Origin of the sequence: Gryllotalpicola kribbensis (genome assembly GCF_039538245.1) — a bacterium.
GTDB classification, from domain to species: domain Bacteria; phylum Actinomycetota; class Actinomycetes; order Actinomycetales; family Microbacteriaceae; genus Gryllotalpicola; species Gryllotalpicola kribbensis.
Genome location: NZ_BAABBX010000015.1, coordinates 250,267 through 263,231, shown reverse-complemented (window position 1 = coordinate 263,231; position 12,965 = coordinate 250,267). Strand labels below are relative to the sequence as shown.

Below are 12,965 nucleotides of genomic sequence, written 5' to 3'. Positions count from 1 at the left end.
GGTCCTTTTCTCGTTAGGGGGCGAAGTTCGCCGATGCGCTCAGGCTTCCCAGCGTGACCCGGGCGGGGTTGAAGCCGCAGTACTCGTTGTAGGCCTGCTCGCCGGTGTCGAACGTCCAGGTGGTGCCGGTGACGTGCACCGAGAAGGTGTGCAGCAGGCTGTCCTGGCAGTACACCTGCAGCGAGTAGTTCCCCGGGTCGTAGTTCTTCGCGACGACGTGGTAGTAGTAGCACTTGCCCGTGCGGCAGGTGTCCTTGTAGCCGGTGTTGGCGCCCTTGCTCAGGTCGAGCGACGCGGGCGGCGGCGTGACGTACACGGTGTTCGACATCACGTACTCGGACGCGCGGCCGGTCGCGTCGCTGACCGCGCGCACGTGGAACGAGTAGCCCACCTTGTTCCCCTGGGGGTCGGTCGTGCGCGGGCCACCCGAGGCGGAGGTCGCGGTGGTCGTGTGGTCGCCGTCGAACAGGTACTCGTAGTGGATGCTGCCGCCGCCGGTGTCCGTGACCCGCGACCACGTCATGGTGATGTTCGACGGGGAATGCAGGTTGTTGTCGCCGCTGATCTTCACGTTCGTCGGCGCGGCGGGGGTGCCGTACGGGGTCACCGCGGCGCTGCTCGCCGATTCGTCGGACCAGCCATCGGCGTTGTGCGCTGCGACCGTGAAGGTGTAAGTGGTGCCGTTGGTCAGGCCGCTGAGGGTGACGTCGCCCGCGGCGCCGAAGTTCCACGTCTTGCCGTTGTTCGACGTGACGCGATAGCCGTCGATGGTCTTGCCGTTGTCGGTCGGCGCCTTGATGGACATGGTCGCCTGCGTGTTGTCGGCCGAGACGTTCTGCGGCGCGAGCGGCTGATCGGGCACGTCGTGGATCGTCACCTCGTACTGGCCGATCACCTGCTCGGTTCTGGCCGGGTCCTTCGTCGCGTCCTGCACGTGATACGTGACGTTGACCTTGCCGGGGTCGGCGCCGCTCGAGGCCGCGACCGTGATCGAGTCGTTCGTGTGCTCGACCGTCACGCCCTTCGGCGAGCTGACGACCGTGGCATCCGTGATCTTGAGCGGGGTGTCGGGGAACGGGTTCGTCCAGTACTCGGTGCCCACCGCGTCGTCGAGCGTGACCGAGTGGCTGCGCTGCAGCTCTTTCGCCTGCGGCGGGTTCTTCTGCTGCGCGAGCGGGCGCGTCGAGCTCGTGACCGTGACGTCGACCTCGCCGGGAATCGAGAAGTTCGCCGACTTGACCGTGAACTTGAAGACGGCGGTGGTGTTCGGCTTCTGGTCGACGGGCGCCTTCACCGACAGCGTCGACCCGCTGAGGGTCGCCGTCACCCCGCCGACGCTCGAGGACTGCAGCCCGGTGTACTGCAGGCTGTCGAGGATCTGCTGGTTGGGGTGGTAGCTCGCGGCCCGCAGGTCGACCTTCTTGGCGTCCTCGCCGGGCTCGATCTGCACTTTGGGCGGCGTGAAGGTCGGCGGCACGTCGGACTGGTCCTTCGACCCGACGGTGATCGGAAGCGTCAGCGGGGTGATGCGATCGCTGGCCTGCCCGTCTTCCTTGCCGTCGTCGACCCTGAAGCTGACGGATGCCGGCCCGCGATAGTCCTTCGCGGGGGTGAAGGTGAACGAGGTGCCGCTGCCGGTGACGGTGCCGTGGTCGGTCGTCGGCGCCCCCGACAGGGTCGCCGGGCGGCCGGAGGGCACGTCGAGGATCGCGCCGAAGCTGAACGTCTTCGACCCGTTCATCTCGACCACCTGCTCGCCGAGCCCGGGCTTGATGCGCGGGGCGTCGGTGACCTTGCGCGCGACCGCGTTCTTGTTCTGGTTCGGCGGCGGGGTGGCCTTGATCGCCTTCGGCGGCACCACGAGGAACGCCTTGCCGGTGAGCTTCGTCGCCGGGTCGGTGACCTGGTAGGCGATCACGGTGCGCTTGCTCTGCGTCTGCACCGTGACGGCGCCGTCCTTGCCGACTTTCGCGAGCTTCGCGTTGGCCCCGGTCGTCTGCACCGTGAGGTCGGCGACCGGCCCGGAGGGGTTGGTCGCGCCGGACAGCGCGTCGACGACGACGGCGGACTTGCTCTTCGCGTCGTTCGCCGCGACGTAGTGGTCGATCGCGGTCGGGTAGCGGGGCTTCGCGGTCTTCGACACGGTGACCTGCACGTAGGCGCTCGCGTGGCCGCCGTGGCCGTTGCTGATCGTGTAGTGCAGCGTGTAGACGCCCTCGGTCTTGGGCGCGGTGAAGAGCACCGCGGAGCCGTCGGCCTTCACGTCGGTGAGCTGGTCGTCGACCTGGTCGAGCTTCTTCTGGAGCGTGATGGGGTAGCCGTTGGGGTCCGAGTCGTTCGCGAGCACCTGCACGGAGCCCGTCTTCCCCGGCCGCACCTCGACCTTGTCGTTGACCGCGGTCGGCGGTTGCAGGTTGGTCGGCCGGGGGATGACGGCGATGCGGATCAGCCCCGTCGCCGTCTTCCCGAGCGCGTCCTCGAGCCGGTAGTGGAACTCGTCGGTGCCCGAGCCCGACTCAGCCGCCTGGTACTGGAATCCGGTGGCGGTCGTTCCCGAGACCTTCCCCTGCTTCGGCGCGTCGGTGACGCCTTCGAAAAAGACCGAGTCCCCGTCGGGGTCGAGCCCGTCGAGCGGCACCGTGATCGGCACGGTGCTGCCGGCGAACACGCGCCCGGTGATGGTCTGCGGCTGCGGCGCCTGGTCGCGCCCGGCCGGCAGCACGTTGAAGACGACGTTGGCGGTCGCCGTCTGCTTGTGCTCGTCGGTGACGGTGTAGGCGACGCTGTACGCGCCCGCCTTCGCCGGCGCCTGATAGCGCACCGTCGAGCCGCTGACGAAGGCGGTGCCGCCGCCGGCGTGGGCCGTCGACTTGAGCACGGGGTCGAGGGCGAACGGCTGATCGTCGGGCGAGTAGTCGTTCTTGAGCACGTCGACCGTGGCGATGTCGCCCGCGCGCACGTTGACCGCGTCGGTGACGGCGACCGGCGGCTGGTAGTTCACGAGCGGCGCCACCGGCACGACGGTGATGGTGCCCTTGGCGCTCTTCACCCCGTCGCTGACGGTGTAGTCGAGCTGCACCTGCTTCTCGAGCACGCCGGGCGAGGTGATCTTCACGACGGTGTTGTCCAGCAGCTGGATGTTCAGCGCGCCGGCATCCGCCCCTCCCGTCACCTGCTGCACCGCGAGCACGCGCCCCGACGGCGACACGTCGTTGTCGAGCGGCGTCACGCTCGTCGTCTGGCCGGGATGCACGTAGGCGACGTCGCCCACGGCCAGCGGCGGGGCGTTCTTCGCCTGCGGCTCGACGACGTCGACCCGGATCAGCCCGTCGACGTCCTTCCGCGTGCCCGCGCCGAGCTTGTAGGTCAGGTAGTACGTGCCGGTCGCCTGGCCGAGGATCTTCACCGTGCCCTGCTGCGGGTCGGCCTGCACCGAGAGCGACGGGTCGGTCGAGCTCGCGTCGTCGAGCGAGAGGGTGTCGCCCGACGGCGACTCGTCGTTCGCGAGCGGGTCGAAGGTCAGGGGCTGGCCGAGCGTCGCCTCGGCGAAGTCGGGAACGGCCACCTGCGGCAGCTGGCCCTTCGCCTTCACCGTGACCTCGAGCTTGCCCGAGGCTTTGAGCTTCCCGTCCGAGACGGTGAACTCGACCGTCTTGGTGCCGACCTGGTTCGAGGTGTTCGTGAAGGTCACGTCGCCGTCGGGCGTGAACGAGACGTCGTCCTGGCTGGTGGCCGCCGCGCCCTCGAGGAAGATCGAGTCGCCGTCGGGGTCGATCCAGTCCTGCAGCACGTTGTAGGTGATCGACTGCCCGACCTCGACCTGGCTCGTGCTGGCGCGGTTGGCCTTGGGTGCCGCGTTCTGCGCAGCCGCGTGGACCGCGACCTGGACGTTGGCGGATGCCTCACCGCCTGAGCGCCCGTCGGTGACGGTGTAGCGGAACGACGCACCGGAGGACCCCGGCGCCGCGGTGAACTGCAGCGCACGACCGCCGTCGATCACGTCGAGCCTGCCGGCGGCGGGCGGCACGCTGATCGGCGCCTTGACGGTGAGCACGTCGCCGTCGGGGTCCTGGTCGTTGTCGAGCACCGGCAGGATCGTGGTGCGACCGGCGCGCACGCCGAAGGAGTCGTCTTCGGGCGCGGGGCGGTGGTTCTGCGTCGTGCGCTTGGCGAGCGTCTGCTGGAAGGACTGCATGACGGGCTGCTCTTTGCCCTTGTTCGACTGCTTCTTCTGCGTGTTCTGGGGCTCGAGGGTCTCCCAGTTGCGCACGAGCTTCATGTGCTGCGAGACGATCCAGGCATCCCCGTTCTGCACGTTGTTGAGCGCGATCACGTTGTGGTTGACGCGGAACCTGAGGTCGTCGCCGGTCACCGCCGTGCCGATGTCCTGGGCGATGGGCTGCCGCCCCTCGCACGCATAGACGTACCGACCGCTCGCGGCCCACGCGCCGTAGTCGCAGCCCTTCAGCTGCACGGGCGCCGACACGTCCGACGAGGTGACGGCCGTCGGCGTGGTGCCGCCCGCCTTGATCGTCGTCGCGTCGCCGCCGTCGAGCGGCACGCGATAGAGGCGATCGGATGCCGCGACCACCACGTTCGACGACGCGCTGCTCGGCTGCTGGATGCGCAGGCCCGGGTCGGGTAGCTTGAGCGTCTTGCTGGGGGTGCGCAGCCGGGACCCGCCCTTGTCGAGCACGACGGGCGTGGTGCCGACGGCTGTGATCTGCGGGTCGCCGTCGATGGCGAGCTTGGTCTTGGTGGCGGTCGCCCCGGGGCGGGCCACGGTGTAGAGCGCGCCCGTCGACGGCGAGGTGGCGAACACCGTGCCCGAGCGGTCGACCACGGCCACGGCGTCCTTGCCGAGCTTCGCGGCCGGCTTGGTCTTCGAGGCGTCGAAGGCGAGCTGGTTGCTCGCATCGATCGACCACAGCGAGCCCTTGGGCGAGAGGATGGCGAGGGTGTTGCCGCCGTAGCCCACCCACGAGTCGTCGGGAATGGTGATCTGGTCGGTGAGGCTGACATAGGCCGGGTCGATCTTCTGGACGGTGCCTTTGGAGGCGTTCGTCAGGAAGTACGCCGAGCCGTTCTGCAGCACGTCGAGGTCCTCGGAGGTGGCGTTGACCGAGGCATCCAGCTCATCGATCTGGTGATTCAGCCGGCCCCCGAGCAGCTTCGCGCCGTTGGTGACCCACACGTCGGCCGCGTTCAGGTTGACGTCGGTGACGGGGAACCCCTTGTGCAGCACGGCGAACGCCGTGGGCACGCCCGCGACGATCGCGAGCGCCGCGACCGACGCGATCGTCCTGTGCTTCTTCAGCCGGGTCAGGATTCCGCCGCTCATCGGCCCCCCTCAGTCACTGTCCGTCTCCTGCGGCGCATCGAGCAGCGGCAGATCCTCGACGCTCACGAGGTGGGTCGTCACGGCATATTCGACGAGCCGCGCGCGACGCCCCGTCGCGAGCTTCCCGGGGCCGCCCCGCAGCCCAGCGACGCCGAGCTTGTCGAGCTTGTCGCAGACGTTGTCGAGCTTGCGGTTGAACTTGGTGAGGTTCCAGCCCAGCCGCTCCGCGGCCTCCGCCGAGGTGGGGATCGAGCCGCGGCCGGCGATCCGCTCGGTGAGCACGCCCTCGGCCAGCGCGACGATGAGCAGCTTCTGACTGCTCGTCAGGGTCACGGGCAGCACGGTGGTCGACCCGGCCTCGCGCGTCATCACCGAGGAGGTCTCGTAGACGTTGCCCTCGCTGTGCACCATGAAGTCGTACGTCGTCGACCCGGCGCTGAACATCACGTTGAGCTTCTGGAACACGATCGGCAGCCGCGCCCCCGGCGCGAGCCAGGCCTGCACCGCGCCCGAGGAGTCCGCGACGGTCGCCGTGAGCAGGTTGCCGACGTTCGCGATCCACCACATGCCGTGCTCGGAATAGAGGCTCAGGAAGTGGCGGTGAAGGTACGGATTGTCGTCGATGGAGAGGTCGGCCTCGCGGCCGATCATGAACGGCGCGTCCTCGCTCACGTCGTACCACTCGCCGACGTATTCGACCCGCAGCCGGTTCACGACGTGCACTCCGTCAGCGCATTGGGCGAGGTGCGCCCGGCCCGCAGAATGCGCACGTCGATGCAGACCTGCGAGCTCGGGTCGGTGCCCGTGACGACCGCCTTCGGCTGGTCGACGGTCTCGTTGCTCGGGTTCGTCGCGTGCAGCGTCCAGACATACTGGTCGCCCTTCTGCGGGGACGGGTTCGTCCACGTGAAGGTGACCGTGCTGCCGCGGCGCGTGACCGCGCCCTGCTTCGGCTCGGGCACGACCTGCACGAGCGGGCCGCCGCCTGCGCCGCCGCCCGGGTCGGCGGTCGCCTGCGAGCGGTGGTGCTCGGGCTCGGGGCGCGCGACCACGCCTATGATCACGGCGGCGGCGATGGCTGCGGCGACGCCGGCGGCGATGCCGATGATGAGCACGCGCCGCTTCGGTGCCGCAGGTGGCCCGCTCGCCTCGCCCTCGCCGGCGGCGGGTGCGGCGCCTGCAGCGTCCGACTGCGCGCCGATCGTGCGTGGCCGCAGCATCGTGTGCGCCTCGTCGGCTGCACGCGCGGGCGCCGCTGCCGCTGCGGCCGACGCGGATGCCCCGGCGGTCGGTGCGAGCGGGGTGATGCCGCGTACCCGCGTCGCCTGCTCTTCCACGGCAGGCGCGGCCGCCTGCGCCGCGCCGGGCGGCGCCGAGATCGGGCCAGGAGCCGCCTTCGCGGCCTGCGCCTCGACCGTGGCGATCGGTCGGAAGCGGGTCTCGTCACCGCCGTCGTTCTCGGGCCGGCCCAGCGCCTCGGCGCCGAAGCTCGGCAGATCTATGCCCGTCGGGGAATATCCGAGCTCGAGCTCGATGCGCTGCAGCGCGCGCACGAAGTCGACGGCGCTCGTGTAGCGATCGACGCGCCGAGGCGACATCGCCTTGTTGAGCACCGCGACGAGCGAGGCGGGCACGTCGGCACGCCCGATGGGCGTGATCGCTCCGCGCTCGATGCGCCCGATGATGTCGAGCGTGCCGTTGCTCTTCCCGGGCAGCTCGAACGGGGTGCGCCCGGCGAGCACGGTGTGGATCGTGGCGGCGAGCGAGAAGACATCGCTGCGCACATCGGGGTCGGGGTCGTCCTGGAACATCTCGGGCGGCGACCACGGCACCGAGAGCCCGACCGAGGCCGTGCCCTCGCCGCCCGGCAGCGAGGTGGTGTGCGTCGGCACGTCGCCCTCGAGCGTCGAGGCGATCCCGAAGTCGGTGAGCGCCGGCCAGCCGAAGCCGTTCGTCAGCACGTTGGCCGGCTTGATGTCGCGGTGCAGGATGCCCTGCGCGTGCGCGGCGGCCACGGCGCTTCCGACGCGGATGCCGGTGCGCAGGGCATCCGCCACGTCGAGCGGCCTCACCTTGTAGCGCTCGGCGAGGCTCTGGCCCGGGCAGTACTCCATGACGAAGTAGGGCCGGGCGCCGTCGGCGAGATCGGCGTGGTAGATCGTGACGATGTAGGGGTGGGTCGACAGCTGCGCCATCACGTTCGCCTCGGCGACGAAGCGCTTGCGCGCCTCGCCCTCGAGGCCGTCGGCGAGCAGCACCTTCACTGCGACGTCGCGTCGGGGCAGGTTCTGCTTGTAGAGGAAGACGTCGGCGAAGCCCCCCGACCCGAGCAGCTTGACGTACTCGAACCCCGGCAGCGCCGGCGGCGTGGAGACCGCGCGGCGCATCAGCTGCCCGCCGCCTGGCTCGTCTCGGTGACGGTGATGCGCACGCCGCCGCCGAGGTCGACGACGGTTCCCGCCAGCGCGCTCGTCGGCTCGCCTTCGCGCAGCTTCTGCGGGGCTCGGCCCGGAAGGGAGATCAGCGTGCCGTTGCGCGAGTGCAGGTCGGTGATGACGACAGTGTCGCCCTCGACGGTGAAGCGCACGTGGCTGCGCGAGATGTCGGGGTCGTTGCCGCCGACGGTCACGAGCCGCGGCAGCTCGCTGCCGCTGACCTTGTTCGCGCTGGGGCTGCGCCCGATGATGACGGGGCGGTCGAGCGGCTCGCTGCGGCCGTCGGGTAGGCTGAGGGCGAACTGGGAGCTCTCGCGCCCTCGCTCCGCCCGCTCGGCTGCCGCCGGGGAGCCGGCCGGGTCGCCGCCCTCGGCGGCGAGCGCGCGCTTGCGCAGCTCGGCGATGTCGCCCGACATCATCGTCAAGCCGTCGTGGTCGCCGACCGTGTCGACCTCGCCGTCGGCGCCGACGGGCGTGGGAGCCGTTGCGGGGGCAGACACCGTGGCAGGGGCGGCGGATGCCTGCGCCGAGGGCTCCTCATCGTCCTCCTGCGGCCGCACCGCCGCAGCCTCGACGCTCTTCAGCTGGGTCACGCCGAAGAGGTGGTCGTACCCCGTCGTCCCCTCGGGGAACGGGATCGACTCTTCGGGCACGGTCTGCGATGGGTGCGCCGCCGCGGCGGCGGCGGTGGCGGGTTCGGCGGGTGCCAGTGCCGGCAGCGGCGACACGATGGTCTCTTCGTCCACCTCGCCCGGCATGATCGTCTCCTCCGCGGGTCGACTCGGCGCGGCCCCCGCGGGTCGACTCGGTGCCGCTTCCGCGGCCCGACTCGGCGCCGTCTCCGCGGGTCGACTCGGCGAAGCCGAATGGAGACCCTCTTCTGCAGGGGCCAGATCGGCCGAGGCATCCGCTCGTGCATATTCGACGTGCGCCGCCCACACCGCGCCCTCGCCGAGCGGCAGCGCGCCGCCGCCGGCCGGCGTTCCGCTCGCGGCGGCGCGGAAGCCGTCGACGCCCGAGATGGGCTGTTCGCTCCAGGTGGTGATGCCGGCGCCGGTGGCGGACCGTTCCCCGCCCGGCCCCGTGAAGCTCAGCTCGACCCCGCCGCGAACGACGTAGTGCGCGCTCTGGCCGCGGTACTCGAGCAGAGCGAATGACGGCATGGCGCTGAAGCCGCCTGCGGTCAGCAGGTCGAGCGCGGCCGGGATCGGGTCGCCGGAACGCAGGGCCTCGAGCAGCGCGTCGGCGTCGGGCGTGCGCGCGGGCGATGACTCGACCAGCAGCACAGCGCCGGGAATCGCGACCGTCAGCCACCCCCCGGGTGCGGTCGCGTGGACCCTCAACACGCGGCTCTACCCCCTCGGCCTGGTCTCTTCCAAGACACCGAGCCCCCGCTCGTGTGTCTGGTCTGCGTCGCCGCCGGCGTCGCTCGCGTGCGATTCAATCACTATGGCGGTGATGTTGTCATATCCACCGGCGACGTCGGCGGCCTCGACGAGCTGCTGCGCGATGGTGCCCTCGGGCTCGTCGCCGAAGACGACGTCGCCCGCGAGGATGCCGCTGATCATCTCGCGGGTGAGCAGCTTGGTGAGGCCGTCGGTGCAGATGAGGAAGGTGCGCACCTGGTCGTAGGGCAGCACCCACACATCGGGCTCGATGACGTCGTCGGCGCCGAGCGCGCGCGTGATGACGTTGCGCTCGGGGTGGTGCGCCGCCTGGTCTTCGGTGATCGTGCCGCGATCCACGAGCTCCTGCACGGCGGAGTGGTCGACGGTGAGCTGCGTGAGCGAGCGCCCGTCCCAGCTGTAGACGCGGGAGTCACCGACGTTGACGACCATCCAGTGCGGGCCCGTCTCGGTGACGACCCGGGCGACGCCCGCCAGCGTGGTGCCGGCGACGGCGATGCCGGTCTCGCCGTGCGTCGAGAGCGACCGCACGGCGAGGTTGGCGTCGGTGACGGCCTCGAGCACGTCGTCGGGCGTCGGCTCGCTGCCCTCTGGCACCCGCTCGGCAAGGGTGGCGACGGCGGCCTGGCTGGCGCGGTCGCCGAAGGCGTGACCGCCCATTCCGTCGGCGACGAAGAAGAGGGGGTCGCTCGCGAGGAACGAGTCCTCATTGATGGAGCGCACGCGGCCGGTCGCGCTGTGCGCGCTGACGTCGACTCCGTGCGTCATCCCTACCCCTCCCGACGGTTCTACGAATCGTAGCCTGCTTGGGGGACACGTCGGCGTGGGGAGTGCTCCCCATGGGCGCTCACCCCCGCTGCGACGGCGCGGCGGTCACGGCCTTGGGGATCGCGAAGCTCACGTGCAGCGCATCGGAGTCGATGAGCGTCGTGAAGCCGAGCCGCCCGGCCTCGCTGGCGCGCTGCTTCGCCGATGGAGCGGGGCGGATGTCGCCCGCAAGACTGATCTCGCCGAAGGCGGCCGTCTCGTTCGCGACGGTGCCGCCGCTGGTCGCACTCGCGATCGCGAGAGCAATGGCGAGGTCGGCCGCCGGCTCGGTCACGCGCACCCCACCGACCGTCGAGACATACACATCGCTCTTGCGCAGCACCTCGAGCCCGGCGCGGCGATCGAGCACGGCCACGAGCATGGCGACGCGGGCGGGGTCGACGCCGCTCGTGATGCGGCGCGGGTTGGAAGCCTCGGTGGGGACGACGAGAGCCTGCACCTCGACGGGAAGCGGCCGTCTTCCCTCCATCGCGATCGTGACGCATGTGCCGGAGACGGGGATCACGGAGCGGGAGAGGAACAGCCCGCTCGGGTCTGGCACCTCGGCGATGCCGTCGCCCGTCATCTCGAAGCAGCCGACCTCGTCGGTCGGCCCGAAGCGGTTCTTGAGCGCGCGCACGAAGCGCAGCGGCGTCTGGCGGTCGCCCTCGAATTGGCACACCACGTCGACGAGGTGCTCGAGCAGGCGCGGGCCGGCGACGTTCCCCTCTTTCGTGACGTGGCCGACGATCAGGATCGGGATGTTGCGCTCTTTCGCGACCCGGATCAGCGTCACGGCGACCTCACGCACCTGCGCGGGGCCGCCGGCGAGGCCCGTGACGTTCTCGCTCGAGACGGTCTGCACGGAGTCCACGATGACGAGCCCCGGCGCCACGGCGTCGATCTGCCCGATGATCGCGCCGAGCTCGGTCTCGGCGGCGAGGTACAGGTTGCCGTGCAGGGCGCCCGTGCGCTCGGCGCGCAGGCGCACCTGGCTCGCGCTCTCTTCCGCGCTGACGTAGAGGACGCGGTCGTATGCGGCGGCGGCCTTCGACGCGACCTCGAGCAGCAGAGTCGACTTGCCGACGCCGGGCTCGCCGCTCAGCAGGATGGCCGCGCCGGGCACGATGCCCCCGCCGAGCACCCGGTCGAACTCGACGATCCCGCTGGGCCAGTGGCTCGCGGCATCCGCCTCGATCTCGACGATGGGGCGTGCGCGACGTGCCCCGCCGATCGCGACGGGATTCACCGCGCGCAGCACGCCGCTCGGCGTCGCCGCCTCGACGACGGTGTTCCACTCGCCGCACTCGGCGCAGCGGCCGACCCATTTCGAGGTGGACCAGCCGCACTCGGTACAGGCGAATGTCGTCGCGGTTTTCGGCATGCCCTCACGCTAAGCGCGGCCACCGACATTCGGCCGCCGCCCCGCGGTGCTCGCCGGAAGCCACGAAAATTTGCGCAACTCGACCCGAAAGTTGCTGTTGCCTTCGGGTTTCATCGTTGTAGGTTGAGCATTGCTGGGGTTCCCGCGCCGAAAAGTTGCGCAAACTATCCCGCACCATGTTTCGTTCAACGTCGAGCGCCGGCCACCGCCGGATCGGAGTAAGCCATGAATCAGTCCCCGTCGGCACAGCTGTCGCGTCGCAGTCTTCTCTTCGCAGCCGGGGGTGCGGCCGCGGCGCTTGCTCTCGCCGGCTGCACGCCGTCGCGTTCGAGCTCGAAGCAGCTCAAGTTCTGGAACATGCCGTGGGGAGGAACGCAGTTCGCCCCGACCGACAAGAAGATCACCGAGGGCTACAGCCCGACCGGCTCGCTGCCCGGCGTGATCTATCAGTCGATCGCCTGGGCGAACTTCACCGAGACCTTCTCTTCCGCCATCGCCTCGGGAACGGGGCCTGCGGTGAGCAGCGGCAGCGGGACGCAGGCTTTCCAGTTCGCGGCGCAGGGAAAGATCGCCTACGCGGATGATCTGCTCGATGCGTGGAAGGACAACGGCCTCTTCGACGACTTCCTGCCGGGGCTCATCGACACGATGAAGACGCCCCAGGGCTACGCGGCCGTGCCCTACAACCTCGACATGCGCGTGCTCTGGTATCGGAAGGAGCTGCTGGAGAAGGCCGGGGTGCAGCCGCCGACGGACTGGCAGTCGTACCTCGACGCATGTGCGGCACTCAAGAAGATCGGCGCGTACGGCTTCGGCGCGGCATCCGGTGCGCAAGGGAATGCGTTCCAGGCGCTCGTGAGCCTCATGATCAACAACGGCGGGGGACTGTTCGACGAGGAGCAGAAGCCGAACTGCGTCACCAAGGCGAACATCGACGCCCTCGACTTCGTGGTCGAGATGGTGCGCAAGGGCTACGCCGACCCGGGAACGGTCGGGTACACGACGAGCAACGCCTACGCGCAGTGGAAGGCGGGGAAGTTCGCGATGGGCCTCGAAGCGCCCGGCCTGGCGCAGCAGGTCGCCGGCGACGTCGGGCCGGACATGTACGTGGGTGACCCGCTCACGTCGGCGAGCGGCGCCAAGGGTACGCTCTCGTTCCCGAACAACATCATGATGTACAAGAACACTCCGAGCCAGAAGGGCTCGGAGGCCTTCCTGACCTACTACTACAAGCACATGGCGCCGCTGTGGACGAAGAACACCGGCATCGGCCTGCCTGTTCTCAAGTCGATCGCCGCGACGCCTGAGTTCCAGTCGGACAAGAACGCCGCCAAGATGATCTCGGCCTGGCAGCCCATTGCGAAGACCTGGGCGGCGCCGGGCGGCAGCGCGCTGTTCGCGAACGTCACGCTCGTCGACAGCACGCCGGCGATGACGACGTTCGCGCAGGAGGTGCTCTCGCTGAAGTCGACGCCGGAGGAAGCGCTCAAGAAGCTGCAGTCGACGCTCACGTCTCAGCTGAAGAAGTAGGACGGCGCGCGGCGGGTCGGCGCCCCCGATTCGCTTCGCGGCGTGTGCTCCCGTAAGATCGA

7 protein-coding genes are annotated in these 12,965 nt (G+C 70.0%); 1 reads left to right on the top strand and 6 read right to left on the bottom strand.

Annotation, left to right across the window (positions count from 1 at the left end; genetic code table 11):
- Positions 1-13: 13 nt before the first annotated feature.
- The 6 genes from ABD716_RS10710 to radA form a co-directional block, all read right to left on the bottom strand.
- Complete coding sequence (locus ABD716_RS10710; protein ID WP_344776650.1) at positions 14-5,341, bottom strand: Ig-like domain-containing protein; 5,328 nt, start codon at positions 5,339-5,341, stop codon at positions 14-16.
- A gap of 9 nt (positions 5,342-5,350) precedes the next feature.
- Positions 5,351-6,055 carry an FHA domain-containing protein gene (locus tag ABD716_RS10705; RefSeq protein WP_344776648.1) on the bottom strand — a complete coding sequence of 235 codons (705 nt, stop codon included), beginning with the start codon at positions 6,053-6,055 and terminating at the stop codon, positions 5,351-5,353.
- Complete coding sequence (locus ABD716_RS10700; RefSeq protein ID WP_344776646.1) at positions 6,052-7,728, bottom strand: serine/threonine-protein kinase; 1,677 nt, start codon at positions 7,726-7,728, stop codon at positions 6,052-6,054. The genes ABD716_RS10705 and ABD716_RS10700 overlap by 4 nt, the downstream gene beginning before the upstream one ends.
- Positions 7,728-9,122 (bottom strand): FHA domain-containing protein, encoded by a 1,395-nt coding sequence (locus tag ABD716_RS10695; RefSeq protein WP_344776644.1) that lies wholly within the window; start codon positions 9,120-9,122, stop codon positions 7,728-7,730. The genes ABD716_RS10700 and ABD716_RS10695 overlap by 1 nt, the downstream gene beginning before the upstream one ends.
- Positions 9,123-9,128: 6 nt before the next feature.
- The gene (locus ABD716_RS10690; protein WP_344776642.1) at positions 9,129-9,950 is read right to left on the bottom strand and encodes a PP2C family protein-serine/threonine phosphatase; all 822 of its coding nucleotides are present in this window, start codon (positions 9,948-9,950) and stop codon (positions 9,129-9,131) included.
- Between the two features lie 79 nt (positions 9,951-10,029).
- Positions 10,030-11,373, bottom strand: a complete 1,344-nt coding sequence (radA, locus tag ABD716_RS10685; RefSeq protein ID WP_344776640.1) for a DNA repair protein RadA — start codon at positions 11,371-11,373, stop codon at positions 10,030-10,032.
- Between the two features lie 225 nt (positions 11,374-11,598).
- On the opposite strand from radA, the gene ABD716_RS10680 reads away from it, so the two are divergent.
- Positions 11,599-12,903 carry an ABC transporter substrate-binding protein gene (locus ABD716_RS10680; RefSeq protein WP_344776638.1) on the top strand — a complete coding sequence of 435 codons (1,305 nt, stop codon included), beginning with the start codon at positions 11,599-11,601 and terminating at the stop codon, positions 12,901-12,903.
- The last annotated feature ends 62 nt before the right edge of the window (positions 12,904-12,965 follow it).

Coding starts and splice junctions, on each gene's coding strand:
- ABD716_RS10700 (WP_344776646.1), bottom strand. CDS start 7,728: ATGCGCCGCGCGGTCTCCACGCCGCCGGCGCTGCCGGGGTTCGAGTAC.
- ABD716_RS10690 (WP_344776642.1), bottom strand. CDS start 9,950: ATGACGCACGGAGTCGACGTCAGCGCGCACAGCGCGACCGGCCGCGTG.
- radA (WP_344776640.1), bottom strand. CDS start 11,373: ATGCCGAAAACCGCGACGACATTCGCCTGTACCGAGTGCGGCTGGTCC.
- ABD716_RS10710 (WP_344776650.1), bottom strand. CDS start 5,341: ATGAGCGGCGGAATCCTGACCCGGCTGAAGAAGCACAGGACGATCGCG.
- ABD716_RS10680 (WP_344776638.1), top strand. CDS start 11,599: ATGAATCAGTCCCCGTCGGCACAGCTGTCGCGTCGCAGTCTTCTCTTC.